Annotated in this window: 17 protein-coding genes and 1 other annotated feature; of the genes, 9 read left to right on the forward strand and 8 right to left on the reverse strand. The window is 60.1% G+C overall.

Annotated elements, in window-relative coordinates; all coding sequences use genetic code 11:
* Nucleotides 1-28 precede the first annotated feature (28 nt).
* The 5 genes from ABC729_RS17740 to ABC729_RS17760 all read left to right on the forward strand — a co-directional run bounded on the left by ABC729_RS17740 (nucleotide 29) and on the right by ABC729_RS17760 (nucleotide 6,187).
* Complete coding sequence (locus tag ABC729_RS17740; protein ID WP_495608935.1) at nucleotides 29-2,164, forward strand: radical SAM protein; 2,136 nt, start codon at nucleotides 29-31, stop codon at nucleotides 2,162-2,164.
* Nucleotides 2,161-2,964: a class I SAM-dependent methyltransferase gene (locus tag ABC729_RS17745; protein WP_495608936.1), complete on the forward strand. Its 804-nt coding sequence runs from the start codon at nucleotides 2,161-2,163 to the stop codon at nucleotides 2,962-2,964. Before ABC729_RS17740 ends, ABC729_RS17745 begins: the two co-directional genes overlap by 4 nt.
* Nucleotides 2,964-4,406, forward strand: a complete 1,443-nt coding sequence (locus ABC729_RS17750; RefSeq protein ID WP_495608937.1) for a B12-binding domain-containing radical SAM protein — start codon at nucleotides 2,964-2,966, stop codon at nucleotides 4,404-4,406. Before ABC729_RS17745 ends, ABC729_RS17750 begins: the two co-directional genes overlap by 1 nt.
* A 10-nt stretch (nucleotides 4,407-4,416) precedes the next feature.
* A complete protein-coding gene (locus ABC729_RS17755; protein WP_495608938.1) occupies nucleotides 4,417-5,454 on the forward strand; it encodes a glycosyltransferase family 4 protein in 1,038 nt (345 codons plus the stop codon).
* 190 nt (nucleotides 5,455-5,644) lie between these two features.
* Nucleotides 5,645-6,187, forward strand: coding sequence for a methyltransferase (locus ABC729_RS17760; protein ID WP_495608939.1), 543 nt, complete (start codon nucleotides 5,645-5,647; stop codon nucleotides 6,185-6,187).
* Here the strand turns inward: ABC729_RS17760 and ABC729_RS17765 are convergent.
* The 5 genes from ABC729_RS17765 to ABC729_RS17785 all read right to left on the reverse strand — a co-directional run bounded on the left by ABC729_RS17765 (nucleotide 6,172) and on the right by ABC729_RS17785 (nucleotide 12,279).
* Nucleotides 6,172-7,098 (reverse strand): hypothetical protein, encoded by a 927-nt coding sequence (locus ABC729_RS17765; RefSeq protein ID WP_495608940.1) that lies wholly within the window; start codon nucleotides 7,096-7,098, stop codon nucleotides 6,172-6,174. The two genes, ABC729_RS17760 and ABC729_RS17765, sit on opposite strands and share 16 nt — an antisense overlap.
* The gene (locus ABC729_RS17770; RefSeq protein ID WP_495608941.1) at nucleotides 7,095-8,144 is read right to left on the reverse strand and encodes a polysaccharide deacetylase family protein; all 1,050 of its coding nucleotides are present in this window, start codon (nucleotides 8,142-8,144) and stop codon (nucleotides 7,095-7,097) included. Before ABC729_RS17770 ends, ABC729_RS17765 begins: the two co-directional genes overlap by 4 nt.
* 36 nt (nucleotides 8,145-8,180) lie before the next feature.
* Entirely contained in the window at nucleotides 8,181-10,694 is a 2,514-nt protein-coding gene (locus ABC729_RS17775) for an MtrB/PioB family decaheme-associated outer membrane protein (protein ID WP_495608942.1), read from the reverse strand.
* Entirely contained in the window at nucleotides 10,691-11,716 is a 1,026-nt protein-coding gene (locus ABC729_RS17780; protein ID WP_495608943.1) for a DmsE family decaheme c-type cytochrome, read from the reverse strand. Before ABC729_RS17780 ends, ABC729_RS17775 begins: the two co-directional genes overlap by 4 nt.
* A gap of 143 nt (nucleotides 11,717-11,859) precedes the next feature.
* Nucleotides 11,860-12,279 carry a c-type cytochrome gene (locus tag ABC729_RS17785; protein ID WP_495608944.1) on the reverse strand — a complete coding sequence of 140 codons (420 nt, stop codon included), beginning with the start codon at nucleotides 12,277-12,279 and terminating at the stop codon, nucleotides 11,860-11,862.
* A 254-nt stretch (nucleotides 12,280-12,533) separates the two neighbouring features.
* On the opposite strand from ABC729_RS17785, the gene ABC729_RS17790 reads away from it, so the two are divergent.
* The gene (locus ABC729_RS17790) at nucleotides 12,534-13,070 is read left to right on the forward strand and encodes an RNA polymerase sigma factor (protein ID WP_495608945.1); all 537 of its coding nucleotides are present in this window, start codon (nucleotides 12,534-12,536) and stop codon (nucleotides 13,068-13,070) included.
* Nucleotides 13,067-13,804: an anti-sigma factor family protein gene (locus tag ABC729_RS17795; RefSeq protein WP_495608946.1), complete on the forward strand. Its 738-nt coding sequence runs from the start codon at nucleotides 13,067-13,069 to the stop codon at nucleotides 13,802-13,804. The genes ABC729_RS17790 and ABC729_RS17795 overlap by 4 nt, the downstream gene beginning before the upstream one ends.
* Before the next feature lie 30 nt (nucleotides 13,805-13,834).
* Here the strand turns inward: ABC729_RS17795 and ABC729_RS17800 are convergent, their stop codons facing one another.
* Nucleotides 13,835-15,196, reverse strand: coding sequence for a DUF1329 domain-containing protein (locus ABC729_RS17800; RefSeq protein WP_495608947.1), 1,362 nt, complete (start codon nucleotides 15,194-15,196; stop codon nucleotides 13,835-13,837).
* A 204-nt stretch (nucleotides 15,197-15,400) separates the two neighbouring features.
* On the opposite strand from ABC729_RS17800, the gene ABC729_RS17805 reads away from it, so the two are divergent.
* Both ABC729_RS17805 and ABC729_RS17810 read left to right on the forward strand, forming a co-directional pair.
* Entirely contained in the window at nucleotides 15,401-16,915 is a 1,515-nt protein-coding gene (locus ABC729_RS17805) for a DUF1302 domain-containing protein (RefSeq protein WP_495608948.1), read from the forward strand.
* A gap of 1 nt (nucleotide 16,916) precedes the next feature.
* Entirely contained in the window at nucleotides 16,917-18,590 is a 1,674-nt protein-coding gene (locus tag ABC729_RS17810; RefSeq protein ID WP_495608949.1) for an ABC transporter ATP-binding protein, read from the forward strand.
* An 83-nt stretch (nucleotides 18,591-18,673) separates the two neighbouring features.
* Here ABC729_RS17810 and ABC729_RS17815 read toward each other — a convergent pair.
* Nucleotides 18,674-19,902, reverse strand: a protein-coding gene (locus ABC729_RS17815; RefSeq protein ID WP_495606774.1) for an IS3 family transposase whose coding sequence is annotated in 2 segments (ribosomal slippage) — nucleotides 18,674-19,614 and nucleotides 19,614-19,902 — 1,230 coding nt in all. Because the reading frame shifts where the segments join, the coding sequence is not laid out codon by codon here.
* Nucleotides 19,505-19,621 (reverse strand) — a sequence feature (AL1L pseudoknot). Its footprint overlaps the gene before it by 117 nt.
* Nucleotides 19,903-19,981: 79 nt before the next feature.
* Nucleotides 19,982-20,758, reverse strand: a complete 777-nt coding sequence (locus ABC729_RS17820) for a cobalamin B12-binding domain-containing protein (RefSeq protein ID WP_495608950.1) — start codon at nucleotides 20,756-20,758, stop codon at nucleotides 19,982-19,984.
* Nucleotides 20,759-20,871: the final 113 nt, after the last annotated feature.

The raw sequence follows: 20,871 nt of genomic DNA on the forward strand, positions 1-20,871 counted from the left end.
TTCCGCGATGGATATAGGCCGCCGCGTAATGCGATTGCCATTCGTGGAGGCGGTCGCCATTTCAGGGTCACTGTCAAAGGGCGTTCTCGCCCCTGATGGCGACTATGATTACTTTGTCATCACTCGACCTGGTCGCCTATGGATCGCGAAGGCCTTTATCCAGATTCTGGTCCGTCTGTTGCCGCGACGCGACCTGTTATGCGCGAACTACATTATCGACAGCGATACAATGCATCTGCCGTTGACTGACCCATTCACGGCTGTCGAGTTGACCAGCATGATCCCCGTTGACGGGGAAACCGTCATTCGGGAGATGCATCGCCGCAATGGCTGGGCCAAGATGGTGCTACCGCATGCACGGGGGGCATCCGCAGTATCAAGGGTTAGTCGGCGGCCGATCTGGTCGCGGCTGGTTGAACTGGTACTGTCCGGTCCGCAGGGAGACCTGCTGGACCGCCTGTTGCTGTCCTGGACACGCAATCTGGTTCGCCGCAAGGTGCCGGCCTTTGAGCGGTTGCAGGCCTGTGGTGCCTTGATCATGTCGCGGCGCGTCGCCAAGCTGCATACGGCGGACTGGCGTAACCGTATCCTGAGCAAATATCATGAAACCCTTGACCGGCTTGAAGTAGATCGCCGTATCGCGATATCGCGAGGAACGGACGAGGCGCGAGTGCTGGTCGCGTCAGCCTTCTTTTATCGGTTCGATGAAAAACAATGGCGGGCTGCGCAGCCCTATCCGCCGCTGGCGACGCTCTATGCTGCGGCGGTGGCCCGTGCAGAGGGATTCCAGGTCTCGCTGTTTGATGCGGGCCTTGCTGAAAGCGAGCGCGGCTTCTTGGATCAGCTCGATACGGATCGTCCTGGCATCGTTGTCCTCTATGAGGATGGCTTCAATTACCTGACCAAGATGTGCCTGACCCGTATGCGCGAGGTGGCCTTGTGCATGGTTGGGCTTGCGCGGGCGCGGGGGGCGAAGGTGGTCGTCTGCAGTTCCGACGCCAGCGATCATGCCTCCCTTTACCTTGGGGCCGGAGCCCACGCGGTTATAAAAGGGGAAGGAGAGGCGACGCTGCGCGAGCTATTGGGCGCATGGCGGGAGCGTCGGCCGTTGACTGGGATTGCCGGCGTGATCCTGCCATCGGCTGCTTCCGACGGTGCACCGGTCCAGACCATGGTCAGACCGATGCTGCGGAACCTGGATGAATTGCCGCAGCCAGCTTGGGATCTTGTTGATATGGACGCCTATCGCCGGATATGGCGGCAGGCCCATGGGCGTTTTTCACTCAACATCTCCACAACTCGTGGCTGCCCGTTCAGCTGCAACTGGTGCGCGAAGCCGCTTTATGGCAACCGTTACAGCGGCCGGTCACCAGAGAGCGTGGTCGAAGAGATCGCCCAACTTCTGGCTTTGTACAAGCCGGATCATTTCTGGATCACAGATGATATTTTCGGGCTGAAGCAGGGCTGGATTCAACGATTCGCGGAACTGGTGCAGGCACGCGGACTTCGTTTTTCTTACACGATCCAATCGCGCGCCGATCTTTTGTTGAAGGGAGATACGCTGACAGCCCTAGCGGCATCGGGTCTTGAAACCGTATGGATCGGCGCTGAAAGCGGATCGCAGACTATTCTGGATGCGATGGACAAGGGGATCACCCGCGACCAGATCGACCGGCTGGTACCCCGTATTCGCGCGTTGGGCATGCGATCCGCCTTCTTCTTGCAGTTCGGCTATCCGGGTGAGGGCTGGGCCGATATTGAACGGACCATCGACATGGTCACCGGCCTGCTGCCGGATCAGATCGGTATCTCTGTCTCCTATCCACTGCCGGGCACCTTGTTCCATGATCGGGTTCGGGCAGCATTGGGGGAGAAGACCAACTGGACCGACAGTGATGATCTGGATTTGATGTTTCCCGGTGCCTATCGTCCGGCCTTCTACCGGCAATTGCACCGTCACGTGCATCGTCGCTTCACGGCAGCCAAGGCGCTGGCGGTGCTTCGGGGACAGCCGGCACCGGTTGGGCAAGGCCGGATAGGTGCCGCTGTGACGTTGCTGCGCCAATCCCTGCCATTGCTGGTCGGTGCCATACGGTTACGTCTGGTACGCCCGCGTGCCGATGCGCCGGTTATAAATCCGGTGCCTGTTGAGGTGCGGACGTGATTCCCAGTGCCTTCGACGCCGCCGCGGCCACGTATGATCAGGAATTCACGGACAGCAGTGTCGGGCGGGCGCAACGCCGGCTCGTCTGGTTCCATCTTGCCCGCGTGCTTTCCCAGCTGCCGGCACCGGCGGAGGTACTGGAAGTTAATTGCGGTACGGGTGAGGATGCGCTTTGGCTTGCCAAACAGGGGCATAGGGTGTTGGCGACCGACATATCCGCCAGCATGCTTGTGGTGGCCGCTCAGAAAGCGGCCCAGGGCGGTTATCGGCATGCTGTCACCTGTGCCCGCTTGGCCGCGCAAGAGATTGAGCCGGATACGCTTGGGCGGCGGTTCGATCTGGTTCTGTCGAATTTTGGTGGTTTGAACTGCCTTTCCCCGACGGATATGCGGACCTTGGCCCGGCGCTTGCCAGAGATGGTTAGCCCTGGTGGAAGGGTCCTGATAGTGATCATGCCCCCTTTCTGCCTTTGGGAAACATTCTGGTCACTGATAACCCTACGCCCCGGTCTTGCGATGCGTCGATGGCGCAAAGGACCGGTGATGACGCAGGTTCACGGCACGTCGTTCCCGATCTGGTATTACAGATTGGGTTGGCTGCGCCGATTGTTCAGTGACAGCTTCGATTGTGTCAGGGTGCGGCCTGTGGGGTTCACCGTGCCCCCCAGCGCCTTGGAAGGCCGGCTGCATAAATATCCACGACTTCTCTCAGCAATGGAACGGATCGACCGTGCCCTTGGCAGGTCCAGCCTGCTGGCCGCCATGTCGGATCACGCGCTCTTGGAGTTCAGGAGGCGGTGATGCAACTGACGCTATCTCACGGCTATTTCCTGGCCGACGATCCAGCCGAACAGGCGATAATGCGACCCTATCCGCCGCTGGGCCTTCTCTCCATTTCCGCGTGGCTGGAGCAACAGGGGATAGAGCATGAGGTGATCGACAGTACCTTTATGACTGAGATTGCCTGTCAGGCCCGCCTGGACCAGTTGCGCCCCCGCATTGCCGCCTTTTATGTGACCTTGATGACGCGGCGGACGGTCCTGCGTCTTGTGCGCCATCTCCGGACGTCACCGTTGCATGAAGATGTGACCATCGTCTTGGGGGGGCCTGACGGACGTTACAACGCCGCCGACTATCTTGCACATGGCGTTGATATCCTGGTGGTCGGGGAGGGGGAGGAGACGCTGGCAGCCCTGGCCACCCTGCGACCGGATCGACTGCGCGACCCTGCGGCTTTGGCAGAGATACCAGGGCTTGCCCATCGTGACGCGACAGGGGGCGTGAATTTTACGCCGGCGCGGGCGCACCTGCCGCGACTTGACGACCTGCCCAGCCCAGCCCGACATCGTATTGACTTAACGCCTTACTTTAATGCTTGGCGCGGGGCCCACGGCCAGACCTCCTTGAATGTCAGTACGCAGCGCGGTTGCCCCTATAGCTGCGCCTGGTGCAGTCGTGCGGTCTATGGCAAGAGTTACCGCCGCCGGTCGCCGATGCTGGTTGTGCAGGAACTGGCGGCCCTGAGCCGCGACTATCAGCCGGATCAGTTCTGGTTTGTTGACGATGTCTTCACTGTGAACCATCGTTGGCTGGCGGACTTTGCGGATGCGCTGGAAGCCGCTGGACTTCGTATCCGGTATGAATGCATCACGCGGGCCGACCGCATGAACGACCAGGTCGTGGCGTTGTTGGCCCGCACAGGCTGCATCCGGGTCTGGATCGGTGCCGAGAGTGGGTCGCAGCGTATCCTGGACAGCATGAACCGGCAGGTGACGGTTGAGGCTGCGACCCAGATGATCCGTGCAGCCAGTGCCGTCGGGATCGAGACGGGCACCTTCCTGATGCTGGGTTATCCGGGGGAGGATGAAAGCGATATCCTGAACACGGTTGCCTATCTGAAAGCGGCCCGTCCTGATCGTTTCACGGTGACGTTGGCCTATCCGATCAAGGGAACCGAGCTGCATGCGGAACTCGGTCCCCACGTGACGGCGCCTGAATTCGAAACGGGCAGCGACCGGGAAAACCGGTTTCCCCGCACTTACTCGGATACCTATTACCGGCACGCGCTGGCCTATCTGACACATGAGGTGGCGCTCCACCGCGCGCCGCAGAAATGGCGTCCCAGCGCACTGCGACAGGCATTTCTGGCCGGCCGGGCGCGTCTTGGTATGTGGATTGAGCGACAGCGGCAACCGGCCCGCCCCGATATCCGCCTGCTGCCACAGACGGTGTCGGATGGATAACGCACGGGAAATGCATATTGCGCTGCTGACGCCCGGCTTTCCCGCCGATGAGCAGGATAGCGGCTGCATTCCCGCACTGCAGGACTATGTGCGCGCCTTGGCGGCGCGCCGCCCCGAATGGCGTATCCATGTGTTGGCGCAGCATTATCCGTTCACGCGCCGCCACTATGACTGGCACGGTGTTCGGGTTATCCCAATCGGCGGCAGTAACCGACGCTGGCCCGTCAGTCTGATGGATCGGATGCGCATGATCTCGGCTCTGCGCCACTTGGGCCGGATTGACCTGATCCATGCCTTCTGGCTGGGCGATACCGCAGCAGCAGCGGCGGGATATGCGCGCAGAGCCGGCATTCCACTGGTGGTGACGTTGATGGGGCAAGAGGTGCGGCGTCATAGTCGGTGGCATCGTTTGATTACCCAGCCTGGCGTTGTCACGGTGGCGGTCAGTGACTACCAGCGGCAGATCATGACTCAGTCTGGTGGACCGCCAGTCGGATGCGTCATCCCTTGGGGGGTGGACGCCATGGAAATCCAGGAAGGCAACCGGGATATCGACGTACTGGGGGTCGGTAACCTGATTTCGGTTAAGGACCCTTTCGGATTTATCCGGGTCATCGCGCAGGTGGTGACGAAAATCCCCAATCTACGGGCCAAATGGCTGGGTGGCGGGCCTTTGCTGGAACCGGCACGGGCCCTGACGAAGGCGATAGGGATCGAACGCAATCTTGACTTTACGGGAGCCATTGCCCGGCCTGACGTGCTGTCTACCATGGCGCGCAGTCGTGTGCTTCTGCACACCGCTGAATTTGAAAGTTTTGCCATGGTAATGGCTGAGGCCCGTGTGCATGGCGCCACCGTGGTCAGTCGTCCTGTTGGCATCGCGGCTTCCAGTGCCGGTCCTGGCTTTCATCTTGCCTGGACAGAGGCGGGATTGGCCAATGGGGTCCTGTCGGCCCTGACCATGGCACCGGTACCGGGGACCCGGCCCTGGCCACTGGAGGCGTCAGTGAATGCCTACCTCCGGCTTTATAGGGACCTTTGCTCGTGACGGCAGACATCCGCCAAACGGCGCCCTGGATTGGCCTCGTCCGCCGCGTTTCGCGGCGATTGGTCTCCCCGCTCCTGCAGCTTTGGTTTCATCTACATTACTCCCAGGAGAGGGGGTGGCGTCGCCACGGGATTGATATCCGCGTCGCCCCCGGCGTGTTTCCCCCGGACCCACGGTCAGCACCACGGTTTTGCTGGACTATCTGGTCCAGCGTTTTGCAGCAGGGCAGGCGCGGGGGCTGAATGTTCTCGATATGGGGTGCGGCACCGGCCTTGTGGGGCTTTCACTGGCCCGCGTGGGTGCCAGGGTGGTCGCCACGGACATTAATCCGGTCGCAATTCGGAATGCTCAACTGAATGCCGCGCGCAATGGCCTGGATTTGACGCTTGTTCGCATGGATCAGTCGACTGGCTTCCGGGCGGATGCCTTCGATCTGGTCATCATCACACCGCCCTATTACCCCCGCGATGCCACCAACATGGCGGAGAAGGCGTGGTATTGCGGGCAGGATTTCCGCTACTTCGCAGTTCTGACGCCGCAACTGTCGGCCATGCTCCAAACGGGTACAGAAGTGCTGATGGTTCTATCGGAGGATTGCGATCTTCAGGCGATTGCGACCATTCTGGCGAGGCAAGGGCTGTGCTTAAAAGTGGCTCATGCGCGTCGACGCTTTCTGGAGCTAACCTTGATTCTTCGAGTTGTCTTGTTGGGTGAAGATCAGAAATTCTCATAGTCGGCGAAACAGACGCAGAGGCCGCCTGTCGGCATCTCAAGGCCAGGTCGGGTTACTGCCGTCAGGTACCATCCGGTCGGTGGCGCCCCCAGTAGGCGTGTCAATTGCCCATGCAGTCTATCACGCCGGTCCACCATGAACCGGATAGACGAGGCACCCAGGGTTGCCCCCAAGCGACCGAGGTGCCCAACCAGGGCCGGCATCTCCGCATCGTCAAACGGCTCCATCCCCCCGACCTTCATGATCGTACCGGGGGTTACCATGAGCCGCCGACCGAAAAGATGGATGGTGCGCGCGCCCATGGCGTGGCGGCTTGCCAGATAATCGGCATCATGAGCAATCAGCCAACAGTCAGGGGCGTCGGCGGTCAACGTCACCATCCTGTCCGGCATGCCATCCCGCAATGTGGCGAGGTACAATGGTGCCAACAAACGCCGACGCCAGCGACCCGACCATCCCGTTTCATGAACGCCAACCGGCACCTGGATATCAAACGGGTCCATCCGACCGATCTCGCGGTGACCCAGACGGCGTTTCAGTAGCGCGGCACTCATCGGGTTGCAGAAGCCGAAGGTCACGTCACCGCCCTCGCGCCATATCTCCTCCAGCAGACCTTCATAGAGCATCGGGCTGGCCCGCCCGTCACGCAGCGACCGGTCAATAAAAATGTCGCAAAGCTGCCAACCTTTTAGCACCTCTCCAGCCGCGATCCGGAAGGGGATGGCACCCATACAGCCGACCGGGCGACCGTTCTGGTAAAGGACACGGCCCTTGCCCAAGCCAGCCGGGCCGCCACTGACGTACTTGCGGTGCCAACGGCGGGTGGAAACGGGCTGGCCAGTGACCCGGCTGATGATGGACACCATGTCTGGGATGCGATCAGGGTTTAGGTTCGCAACAGTCAGGGTCATGTGCCATATACCTCATGCCCATAGCCCCCGTGGGCAATGATGCCCCGCTGCGCCCGGACACTAATATAGGGATTGACGCCAAGCCGGCTGATCAGTCGTGGATCGGTCGCTTCTGAAGCGCTTTGGTAGTCGGTCAAACCCTGTCGCCGATACCCCACAGAATGGGCGAGTTCGACAAGGCTCGGCGTGTGATCGCCATCCGGCCACGCGAAATCATGCACGGGCAGGCCAGTAACGCGCTCCAGCCATTGTTTGCCGACCAACAATTCACCATGGCTTTCAAGCGTCGACAGGGTTGAAAGGTTGCAATGGCTGACGCCATGGGCACCGATAGTCACCAGCCCATGACCGGCCAACTTGCGCAGGTCCGTCTCGTCCAGCAGACGCCAATAATCGTCCAAGTCAGGCAACAGGTCAGGTTCCATGGATCGCCGCCGCCAGCGCAGCGCCAACTGTTCCAAGACGGAGGTCAGGAACGGCGGTCGCCGCTGTTTACAAAGTTGCTTCAGTGCCGTGCCATCGGTGATCCTGCGCCATTGCCGTTTTCGGTCCTGGACAAACCGCTCAGTGCCAATCTGCAGAGGCCCCGGATATTGCCAGGCGGTGATGTCAAGCCTGTCCGCCCATAGACAGGGTTCATCGGCGCAGGGCAGTCGGAACGGCGCTGTGTGCGGCAGCAATGCTGCCGCTCGTAGGGCCGTGACATACAGGGTCGCTGGCACTTTGGCCTGTTCCAGAACGGGCAATGCATGGATAAGGAAGTTGCGATAGCCATCGTCGAATGTCACCGCCACCTTGGGCGCTGGATCGTCGGGTTCCTGGTATAGATCCGCCAGCGGAACGAAACGGAGCCCCGGCGTAGCCGTTAACGCCCGCAAGTCGGCGGCCAGCCGTTTTGCTGAGACAAAGCGGCTGTTGAACCGGCGATCACCTGTCGTCGTGACACCATGATAGATCAGCACCCGGCGCGCGGCGGGAGGGAAGCGCGCCGGGTGCAGCCCGCGAAGCTCAAACCGGAGGTTCGCGAGACGGTTGCTCAGGCGCATGATGCACCTGCGATCCAATCGTTTAATACGGACCGGTCAGAACGCATATTGGACCAGCAGCCCGACCGTATGGGCGGTGAAGTTCTCTGGCAGCATACCGAGATAGGTGTTGTCGCCCACAGCGCCCGCCGTCAGGCCGGTATAGTGGAAATCAACAACCCGCTCTCGGGCGAAGCGGTGGAACAGGCGATAGGAGATGGTTTCCGTCAGTTGATGCCGCAACTCGGTGCGCAGGATGTGGCTGTCATAGGTAATGGCTGGAAAGCCGCTTCCCGCTTGCGCCGCCGAGATGACGTTAAAGAATGCGTCGGTGCCCGCGAATGTATAGTTCATGGCGGTACGGGCATGCGCATAGGCATAATCCCCGCTCAGCATGAAATTGCCCCAGCTGTGCTGTGCGTTCAGGCCAACGGTATAGATGTTCGACCCCACCGTTTCCGTCCAGCCATGGGACAACGGATAGGCTGCGCCGCCAGCCCTGCCATCAACACCTGTACCAGAGGCGTTGATATTGGCGATGTCACGGTCCTGGGTCTGCACCGTCAGAAAGCCTGAAAACCGCGTAGCGGCCGAAGCCTGATAGCCATACGAGATCGTACCATCTGCGGCCTTGGTGGAACGCAGGCCATAATCGGCGTCATAGTCGTTCAGCTTCAGACTGCCCGTGACCTGCAGGTCGCTGCGTGGGGTCACGATATAGTTGGCCTGCCAGCGCAGGGCGTGCTGTGTGCGGTCGGCAATATCAAACTTGCGCAGATCCGACAGAGCAAAGGCCGGATCGCCTGCCGTGCTTGCCGGGATGTAGCCCGGCAGGGACGAACTATAATAGGGGCCGTAGGGATTGGACATGTAGTCGCTGCCCTTACGGCGTGCGGCCTCGTAGCTAAGGCGTACCGTGCCCCATTCGAAACCAGTGCTGGACAATTGCAGCCGACCAATATGGTCGCGGCTATCCTTCACCTCGCGTACCGAATGATCGACATTGTCCTGGGTATAGGAGAGGTCGAGCTTCCAACGGTTGTCCAGCCGATAATCCGCCTTGGCCTTTATGGTTACGCGGTCATTGGCAAACGGCATGTTACGGATCTGGACGCGGCTGCCGGGCTGGTTCGGTCGGTATATCCCACTCAACGGCGGAATGAAGGGGCCAAGGCCGCCATCAAGCGCTACATAACCATAAAGACCATTCAACGGGTTGAGCGCAACATAGTTGGTCTTGTTCTCCTCACCCCGTATCCGTGCCTCCAGTGACAAGCCCAGCTTGGGGGAGGCGGTGTAATGGTATTGGACCAAGCCGTTCAGGATATTGATAGCGGCGTTCGCGCTGGTCCGGCTGAGGGCAGCTGTACTGTTCCACCGGTCCAGATTGATGGTGTCTCCGCCGGCAACGATAATGCCAGTGCCAACCGTCGGTGCGATCAGCGCATCGTCCTGCCGTTGCATGCTGTAGGACAGGCTGGCGGTCAGCCGCGAGGTGGTGGACAGCTGAAGCGCCATGTCTGCTTTGATATTGTGAGCGCTATTGTCCGGCGGCAGGCTGAGTTGGCCTTCCTTCGGAACATACATGCCTGGCGCGTTGATCGAATTCAGACCTGGGTTCTGCCAAGTGAGGGACCGGTATTCATTGCGGAAGAATGATCCGGTATAGGCAAGATTGGCGTTGAAACGATCTTTCCGGTAACGCAGACCCGCCGTAGCGTCGAACGTCTGATAATCTATAGGTTGGATGATCTGCGTGGCACCGTTCTGGAACGGGTAGCCGAACGTGGCGCTGAATGGCTGTGTGCCATTGCGCAGTTCGACCGATGTTCTGGCATAGAGCTCCGTATGTTCATCGACCGTGAAGGTCAGGGCATTACCGGCTTTTTCCCGCACAATACGCAGGCTTTCCGGTGCCACCATACCGGCTACGGCGTTGACCTGCGCTACCGTCGAATTCCCGGGCGTAAGGCCGGCCCGTAACGTCAGACGGTCGCTGCCGGAACCGTTCCAGAGCGACCGTGCCCGGGTTGTATAGGTGTGAGGGATGCTATCGAAATACCAAAGCGTATCGAACACGCCATACCGGCCGACGCGTAGCTGATAATACTGATCGTCCCGCCCGGCATTCTGGCCCAAAGCAGAGACGTACAGCGCCGTTTTACGGTTTTCTGCCACGAAGCCGATATTGGAAAGGACGGGGCCGCTGTTCCAGGCTCCATACTCCTTCAGTGCGGCCGACCCGTCCCCCTTGCCGAAGGTGCCGATCACCCCACCCTCGGCCCAGCGCAACAGTAGCCAGTCGGCGTCAGCCTCGCTCTGCCGCATTTCCGGTGTCAGATAGGGAACCGGGTAAAGCAGCCCGGTGGGCGTGCGCGTGATGTCGTCCAGGACCGAGAGCCCTGCCGGATCGCGAGCACGATCCATCACCTGCCCATGTGGGTTCATCACATTGCCGGGACCGCCATAGCCGGTGGCTGCGCTATCGGCCCAGGCCGCCGGGGTCATGATCTCTACTACGGCCACCGTCGTCAGCAGCCAACCGGTAAGGTGCTTGTGATCCATTCTCATCGTTCGAACCGTCCGCCGGAGGGGGAGTTCGAGCCATGCACATTGACATGGCAGGTCGAACAGCTGGTGGCAATCAGCCTCGGATCGGGCATGGCGCCCTGCGCCATGTTGCCGACCGTCAGCAAAGCGCCAGGGTGACTTGCTTGGGAATGGCACTGCTGACACAAGACCGGGCGGGGGGCTGTCAGCAGGCTTTCAAAGTTAGAGCCATGCGGCGAGTGGCAGTTGAGGCAGCTGTCCCTGACCGGGGCATGCTCAAACAGGAAAGGTCCACGCTTCTCGGCATGACAGGTAAGGCAGATCTCGTTGACGCTGTCGGCCTTCAACAAGGGTGCTGTGCTTGACCCATGAGGATTATGGCAGTCCGTGCAGCTAAGCTTGCCCTCCAGCAGCGGCATGTGCGACCGGCGTTGGAATTCTGCATGCTGGGCCTTGTGGCACTGGAAGCAGGTCTCATTGATGCTTTCCCGTGCCGTCAACCCGCGCGAACCGTAGTTCGTCATCGGGTTATGACAGTCGGCGCAACCAACCTGGTTGCTATCATGGATACTGGAATGCCAGAAGATGCGCTGACCGCCCTGATGGCAGGTCAGACATTGACCGTTCTGCTGGGCCAGCGGCGTCTTGCTCTTCTTGGAGAAGGCAATGATTTTGGTCAGATCGGAAGGGTCTTCGACATGGGCGGAACCGGGGCCATGGCAGGCTTCGCAGTTCTGGGCCTGCTGATCATTGCGAGGATTCTGGCCGAACACTTTCGCGTGGACTGTGTGGGCCCAGTTCACTGCCTCCTGCTGGTGGCAGGTGGTGCAGGTTTCTTGTCCGACGAAGCTTCGGTCGTTGGGTTGCGGCGGAATGGCAGCAACCTGAGAGGTATCCGCGGCCTTGGCCTCGACCTTGGAAAGCCAGTTCCAGGTCTCCGTTGCGTGACGCGCGGGCGGCGGTACCGGGGGCTGTTCGGTCAGTCCTGTCACATCTGGGTGTGTAGCGTGCAGGGCAGCGATATCTGCGTCGATACGCAGCATGGACGCCTCGTCGACCTTACCCGCGTGGACCCGCGCCATTTCGGCACGGAGGGCCGCCGGATCAGGTGACATGGCGGGGCTTTGAGCCATAGCTCCACCCGCCAACGCCATCATCAGTGACAGGAGGAACAGCCGTGACCAAGTCATGGGGTCACCAGGGATTTCAGGTAGGCGGCAACGTCGGCCCGTTGCTGCATATCCGCCAGGGCAAATGGCATCTTGTTCGACAGGGAGGCGTCTCCCGACTTCTCCGACAGATACTTTCGGGGATTTTCCAGGTAGGCGGTCAGTGTCTCCTCAGTCCAGACCAGCCCCTTAGCGGCCGCAGCCTTTACTGCTGGGGAATAGGCATATCCAGCGACGCCGCCGGCGGCCCGTCCAATCACGCCAGCTAGGCTGGGGCCAACCTTGTTGACGCCCGCATCCGTGGAATGGCAGGCCGCGCACTTCTTGAAGACCTGGGCGCCGTTGGTGGCGTCGCCTGCGGCCATTGCCATTTGGGCCGGTAGCAGGCTTCCGATCAAAGCGGCAATGATCGTCAAAGACTTGGAACGACGGGACATGAAGGGCTCCACCTGATGATGTCACGTCATTTGACGGAGGCAGGGGTGGTGTTATTCCATGCTGCGTGAACTTTATTTTCCGCGTTATTCGTTTATCCGCGGAATATCGAAGCCCCCTACCTCGTCTTAGGGATCGAAGGCAAACACGGGGCATGGCCCTGTAAAGCGGGCGAAGGTGGATGTATGCTGACTGTGCGGGACGGCGTCGGGAACGGGGCTTGGCGTGCCCGTTCGTGGCGGGGGAATTTGGCGCCGTGACACGTCCACAGCAGTTTGTGAATGCGCTTGTCACGCACCTGCCGGCGTTGCGCCGCTATGCCGTTGGGTTGGCGGGAAACTTTACGCTGGCCGACGATCTGGTTCAGGACTGTATTGAGCGCGCGTTGAGGCAATCAGCGCAATTGCGCGATCAGCATAGCCTGTCAGCTTGGCTCCGCCGTATTTTGCGCAATCTCTACCTGGATGAGATCAGAAAGGGTCGAACACGGGGGACCGAGCAGGACATCACGGCGCTGGTTGATAGTGTGGAGTTGAGCGCCGACCCGGTGGACACAGATGCGGCGCGGGATTTCGCGGTCGCCCTGTCGCAACTGGCCCCGGAGCATCGCGAGATTCTGCTGCTGGTCAGCGTGGAAGAGTTGAGTTACCGCGAGATTGCGGAAGAATTGAAGATACCCATGGGCACCGTCATGTCGCGACTGGCGCGGGCCCGCGAGCGATTGCGTACAGTGATGCAAGAACGGGACAGGGTGGTAACGCCTTTCCCCAGCGGATCGAAAGACAGCAAGTGAGCAAGCATCCCCACATTGATCAGACGGTGACGGAGGAGGAAGTGCACGCCTTCATTGACGGCGAGCTTACCGCCGACCGCGCCCACGTGGTGGAGACAGCGATCAAGGCCGATCCTGCATTGGCTGACATTGTCGCTGCTTATCAGGCAGATAAGATTTTTATGAAACGCCTGTATGGTCCCTTGGTCAACCGACCGGTGCCACAGCACCTTGTCGAACTGGCACTCGGGCACGGCGCATCAGATGGTGCGGTCGTGCGTCCGGTTGGGCGCTGGCGGATCTATGGTGCCGTCGCGGCCATGCTGGCGCTGCTGGTGACAGGGGTGGGTCTGGTTACCCGGATGCCGGGCAATGACGTTGTCAGTGAAGCGTTGGATGCACGGTCCCGGACCCTGGCGTTGGCTGAGGATATGGGGCGTTACAATGACGCTCTGAGCCGCATTGTGGATGCCAAGGTCAAGGTGCCTGACCTGTCGCGTGCCGGCTACCAGTTGGCAGGTGTCGGCATTGAGGACGATGCCGCCACCATCGCCTATCGCGACAGCCGAGGTGGCTTGTTCACCATCTATCTGCGCAGTTCCGATGGCACCGTTCGCTTCGATCAGTTCAAGCAGGCTGATCTACGGATATGCATCTGGCAGGACGACCGGCTGAGCATGGTGATGGCGGGAGAAATGTCGGCGGCCGTCATGCAGAAACTGGCCAGCATGGCCTATGTGGGTCTAACGGCCTGATGGTCCGCCTACACACCAAGGATTGCGATATCAGCGCCCGACCTGGGCAGGCAGGGCGTTAGGGCTGAACAGGGATGCTGGATGCGGGGCGGTCAGCTTGTAATGGATGGGCTCATCATTGAAGGCAAATGTGAAAGCATAGCCGCCCAGTTCGAAATCATGCACGAACTGGCTGCCGATTACGACGGCAGGCACATCTGGCATCAGATACATCGTGGCATGTCCAAACTTCCACAGCTTGCCATTCTCATCCCAGCTGTCCGCGTAGACCGCCATCCAGGTGTCTTCGTCCAGATACAGCATGCGCCGCGAAACCACATCGTGCGCGCCCGGCGCGATCGTACCCTCTACAACCCAGACGCGATGCAGCTCATACCTAAGGGCGTCGGGGGAGGGGTGGGTCTTGCCGAGTACCTTTGCCACCGGCATCTGGTACAATCGGTTATTGTTGTATGGGACGTACATCTCCTTCTTACCCAACAGTCTGAAACTGTAATGGTCCATGCCGCCGAAGAACATGTAATATTCGTTCTGGTTCATGTACCCGGCGGCATTCGGATCGGGGACGTCGTAGGAAATTGGCGGGGCCTTGCGAACACGCTGTTCGCCGGGCAGCAGCCGCCATGCGGTAAGGTCGTGGCGTTTGATATTCAACGACTGCCAGTAGAGATAGCCTTCACCCAGACGATTGGCCGGTGCAGTGGCGATGCGAATGGTTTTGAAGTAATAGCCGCCCAGCTTTTCCGGCGTCATGGACTGATCGTAATAGGGGAAATCGGCAATCTCCCGATAAGCGCCGGTCAGTTCCGGTGCGCCGTCCGCTGGAACGACGTAGGTGCCAACCGTAAGTTCGCGTGCCGCTCCCCAGAAAGCCAGAAGATGATTCCATACGGCCTGATATCCATCCTTCGGAATGGGGAAGGGGATGCCGCCAACAGCGCCCTCGACCCCATAACGAATTCCCTCGACGGCTGGCCGGGCGCGCGTGGCGTTGCGGAAGATGTTTTCGTACACCCATCCCGGGGCCGCTGCGGTGCGATGCGTGGGATAGATGTCCATTCTGTAGTCAGGTCGCGTTTGGAACAGCTGCTTGGCCCCCTCGGGCAAGCGGTCCGCATGCGCGCTCCAGTTCTCTGCGGTGATGGCAAACAGGGGCTTTTCCCCGGCAAACCGGTCAGGCCGAGGGCCTTGCAACGGCGCGGACGTCGGATCGACCAAACCTCCTGTCCATGCGGGGATACTGCCATCGATATTTCCCGCGCGCTCAGCGCCCATTGGCGTCAGACGGCCAGTCAGTTGCGCGGCCTCCTGTTCCGACACCTGTGCGATGGCGGGCTGGCGCGACAGAATGGCAATCATAACAATGAAGGGAGTAAGGATCTGGCGCTTCATTCCGGGCGTAGAGGTTGCGGCCCTGCGGCCGGCATGGGGATGATGTCAGGGAGTGACAAAGATAGGGTCAGTCCCGATCCGACAGTGCCCACTTTTGGGCGGAGCAGCGGGTACAAAGATCATTACCCACAGCGCATGGCGATACAAGGGATAAATGCGCGCCGTCAATACGCGGTATTTTCGGCCTTATCGATTATAATCTTCATGCTGTCCGTTTCATATGACGACAAGGCTCATGCCACTGAAATACAAATCGACGGTGGTCCGTCACTTCGACTGAACAACACGGTCCGTTACACGGCGGCTGGGCGGGTGGTGGACCGTGATCCCGCATTAACGGCGCCACTTAACTGGGGTGACGGGGACCGCAACTTCGCTCCCGGAATGGTGTCAAACCGGCTGGATCTGATGACCGGTCTGGATATTGATCTTCATGAATGGGGGGCCCGCGTCAGTGTCGCCGGTTGGTACGATGCCGTCTATCGACGTAAAACGGATGCCGGATCTGGCGCGAACGGTAATAGTAGTTCGACTGCACCAGGGCAGTTCCCCGCCGCGACCCGCCGTCGGCACGGACGCGACCTCGAATTGCGAGACGCGTTTTTACGAGGTGGGTTCAATCTGGGGGAAATGCCGATCACGCTGCGTATGGGTCGACAGACGTTGGCCTGGGGTGAAGCACTGTTTCATGACCCGCAGTCCATCGCGTCCGCACAGGCACCTGTTGATTACACAAGGGCGATCACCGCGCCTGGAACCTATCGAAATGATCTTTATCGACCCGTTGCGCAAGCGGTGGCGACGATCCAACCCAGCGCTGACCTGGCGATATCTGCCTACCAGCAGTTCGAATGGCGACCAACTGTGCTTCCCGCCAGCGGCAGCTATTTCAGCTACCTTGATCATCTGGGCAGTGGGGGCGATCGTTTCTTGCTGACGCCTGATCGATACCTGGCCCGTCGTTCTGATCTGGGTCATTCAGCGCGCGGGCAATTCGGCTTGGCGATGCATGTAAATAATGGCGATATTGATTATGGGCTTTATGCCCTGCGGTTCAATTCAATGGAGCCGCATTATCTTATGCGGTTGGAAAGCCCTGCTTTAACGGGGGGCGTGGGCTATTACCGGGCGATCTATCCTGGCGGAGCGCGACTTTACGGTGCAAGCATCAGTACTGTGGTCGCGGAGGCTACGCTTGCGGGGGAGGTGTCCCTTCGGCGCAACATGCCGCTTATGCTGCCGCCGATCAACCTTCGTCTCGACGCTGCGGCACCTTATAACGGGTTTGTCCGGGGCAGCGTCGCCCATGGCCAGATGTCCATCAGCGGCGCGGTTGGGCGTACTGCTTTGTGGGACAGCGCGGACATCAGCGCCGAGGCTGCCTTCGATCATGTGGTTGATAATGATCCAGTCGATACCGACCGACCGTGGCGCCATGTGGCATCGCGTATCCGCCTGTTGGTCGAGCCGCGTTACTTCCGGGTTCTGCCGAATGTCGACATCACGCTGCCCGTGGGCATCGGCTATAATCTGTCCGGCCGCAGCCTGAGTTATCGGGTGCAGAATGCCGGCGGTGGCGACATGCAGATCGGTGTCGCGGCAACCTACGATTCAACCTGGAAGGCCAGCCTTACGCTGACCCGCTATATCGGCTCCCCGCGGGAGCAGTGGCTGACAGACCGCGACCACCTGTCATTCAGCCTGGAACGGACCTTCTGATATGGCTGAGCGTTCGGCCTTGCGGCTATGGTGGCGTATTCTGGTAGATATGGTTCGGGACTCTCGGCTGAGGATGCTGTCTTGGGTCATCGGAACAGCTCTGGTCTCGGTCGGGACCATGGCGCAGGCTGAGTTGCTACGACGTGTCGTTGATAGCGCTTTTTCGCCACAGCACTCCCTTTCTGCGCTGACATTTTCGGGATGTGCCCTTGCCTTCGCTGCCATAAGAGGGATAGGCGGTTACTGGCAGTTATCTTCACTGGCGATCTGTGGCACCCGCGTAGTGTTGAGATTGCAGAAGCAAGTTATTGCCCGGCTCATCGAGGCTGATATCGCCTTTCTTCGCACCCGCGTCACAACCGGCCTCGTCACGCAGGTGCAGCGTGATACTTTGCTGGTCCAGAACATGATCGGACCTGGTTTGGGGGCCATGGCCCGTGACGGTGTAACAATTCTGGCATTGGCCGGCTGGATGATGTGGGTTGATTGGCGTTTGGGCCTGCTAACCCTGGGAGGGCTTGGGGTTGGGGCGATTCCTGTCCGGCTGTTGGCGCGGCGGGCTGCCCGGCACTCACGCGATTTGAACACAGAAATTGTGCGCCAGTCAGAACGGCTGGGACAGTTGCTGCAAGGGATCCGGCAGGTAAAGACCTATCGGATGGAGGCGCGTGAAATGGCAAACGCCAGCACCTCAATGGATCGCATGACGGCCAGCTATGCCGCCGAGATACAGGTCCACGCGATGGCGACGCCGGTGATGGAAATTACAGCCGGTGTTGGCCTTGCAGCCCTCATCCTTGCTGGCGGCGTGGGTCCGACGGTCGGTCCGGGCGAGGCTGGCACGCTCCTCACCTTCGCTGGCAGCTTCGTTGCCATCAGCATGGTCATGCGCAGGTTAGCGTCGGGCATCGTTGCCCGCCGTAATGCCGACATGGCCCTGATCAGGCTTCAAGAACTTTTGGAGCAGTCGACCGCAATTCGGGATAAATCCAGTGCGCTGACATTGCCGGACCAGGGCGGGGCAATTCGTTTCGATAATGTCAGTTTCAGCTATCCCGACGGGCGCCGTGTTCTGCAAGACGTAAGCCTGGATATACCTCGGCACGCGCGGGTGGCGCTGATTGGGCCGTCGGGGGCGGGGAAATCGACCCTGTTGAACCTTATCGCGCGCTTTCACGATCCTGACGCTGGCACGATAATGATCGACGGCATCGATATCCGCGACATCAGCCTGTCTTCGCTACGACAACATGTGACCCTGGTCAGCCAGGAATGCGAACTCCTTGATGACACAATATGGGCCAACATAGCGGCTGGGCGTCCCGATGCTGACGAAGCCGCCATTCATGCCGCTGCACGGTCGGCGCTGCTCCACGATTTCATCATGACCCTGCCCGAAGGGTATGGGACACGAATTGGCGAGGCGGGCCTGAGCCTTTCCGGCGGGCAGCGCCAGCGCCTCGCTCTGGCGCGGGCCCTTTTAAAGGCATCGCCTATTCTGCTTCTGGACGAGGCGACATCCGCGTTGGACTTGGAATTGAGCCGGAGTTTTTGGAAAATTCTCCCCCTAATGGGTATGAACAAAACTGTTATAATTGCAGCGCATCAGCTCTTGAATGACATTGATGTTGATTTTACAATAAAAATCACGAACGGACGTGCTTCGTTAAAATAAAACTCCTATTCTTAGAGCTGCGTTTTCTGACTGGAATCGGGGATTGAACCGCTCCGAGTTTGCCGGAGGCTTGAATTTAATAGTTATGCGGCCATGGCTTTAGTTTCCAGCGCTGCGTAGAAGTTGGCTTCGGCTTCCGCAGGCGGGATGTTTCCGATTGGCTCGAGCAGGCGTCGGTTGTTGAACCAGTCGACCCATTCCAGGGTGGCATATTCCACGGCCTCGACGCCACGCCAGGGACCGCGACGGTGGATGACCTCTGCCTTGAACAGCCCGTTGATCGTCTCCGCCAGTGCATTGTCGTAACTGTCTCCGACGCTGCCGACCGAAGGCTCGATACCGGCTTCCGCCAGCCGCTCGGTGTAGCGGATGGACAGATATTGAGACCCGCGGTCGCTATGGTGAACCAGGCCCATGGCCTTGGCGGGGCGGCGGTCATGGACGGCCTGTTCCAAAGCGTCGAGCACGAACCCTGCCTGCGCAGAGGTGCTGACGCGCCAGCCCACGATCTTGCGGGCATAGGCGTCGATGACGAAAGCCACATAGACGAACCCTTTCCAAGTGGCGACATAAGTGAAATCCGACACCCACAGCCTGTTCGGCGCAGGTGCCCGGAACTGCCGGTTCACCTTGTCCAGCGGGCACGGTGCTTTCTTGTCGGGTATCGTCGTCCTGTGCGGCTTGCCACGGATGATGCCCTGGATACCCATGCCCTTCATCAGCCGGGCGACCGTGCAGCGGGCCACATCGAACCCCTCGCGCCCCAGTTGCCGCCAGATCTTCCGCACGCCATAGACCCGCCAGTTCTCCTCGAACACGCGGCGGATCTCCGGTCGCAACGCCGCATCCCGGCGCGCCCGGTCCGACAGCCGTTCCGGATCGGACCGCCCGGCCAGATGATTGTAGTATGTAGATGGGGCGATCGGCAGAACCCTGCAGATCGGCTCGACCCCGTGCGCATCGCGATGCGCATCGATGAACGACACCATCATTTCGACCGGCGGTCGAGCTCCGCCATCGCAAAATACGCCGACGCCTTGCGCAGGATTTCGTTCGCCTGGCGCAACTCACGGTTCTCCCGCTCAAGCGCCTTCATCCGCTCGGCCATCTCCGTCGGGATGCCGGCACGCCGGCCGCTGTCCACCTCGGCCTTCTTGACCCAATCGTTCAGGGTGGGGGCTGAACAGCCGATCTTGGCCGCAATCGACAGGATGGCCTGCCAACGTGAGCCATGCTGGCCCTCATTGTCCAGAACCAGCCGCACCGCGCGTTCGCGCACCTCAGGGGAAAACTTGTTCGTCGTCTTGCTCATGATGGCTCCATCCTACTCAAGAGTTGGAGCCTCCGGCAAACCCGGAGCGGTTCAGGCGGCGCGGCGGGATAGATCGCTCTTACGCATGACTTGCGAGTTGCATGACGTCCAAGGTTGATCGGGTGACGAAATCGGCACCGATGCGTTTGAAGGCCATTGGGGCGGCAATGACGGCGGGGCCGCCAATGGCAATCTTTATGTGCCGACTCTTCGGCGTCGCATGGACGCGCCGCACCACCTCCGAACAGGCCCGTGCCTCATCGACACGACCGACGGAAATCCCCAGCAGATCGTAGGGTTGACTTGAAAGGCGCGTGTACAGCCCCTCATCGACCTCAAGGTCGCTGCCGCCATCGACCACCCAGCCCATGTCGCGGAAACAGGACGCCACGATGGAAACGCCGAGCGTATGCTGCGCCCCATGGGTGCGGGCCAGCAGGATACGCCGCTGCGTATCGGGATTTAAGGTCGATGTGGCTGCGGCGTGGGACACGTGATTCACAATCATGCCCAACCGCGTCGAAGCGACGGCCACCTGCATGAAATCAGTCTCGTCAGTACACCAGCGATGGCCAAGTTGCGCTGCGACAGGTGCGAACAGATGCACGGCCAGCGTTCTGACAGGAATGGCGGAGCGGACCAGTTCCTCAATGACACCCCGGTGCTTGCGCGGGTCCGGGTCGATCAGACAGTTCAGCAGACTATCGCGATAGCCGATGGCCTGTTCCACCCCGGGCATCTGACGGGCGAGGGGGTGATTTTCCGGGTAGAGCATCAAATCCTCACCACCACCCGAATCCAGGCTATGGTGATTGGATACGTTCTCCGGGTGGCTGGCACCGACGATGTTCGACACAGAACCCCTGATCGCGCGCTCAAGAATGCTGTGATCGTTGATCCCCAGATGGGGTTCCCCTGACGCCGATTTCATCTGTCGCGATTGTGGATGCCTTGCGGCGTTTGGCAACC

Source organism: Niveispirillum sp. CC-CTL257 (assembly GCF_059489915.1).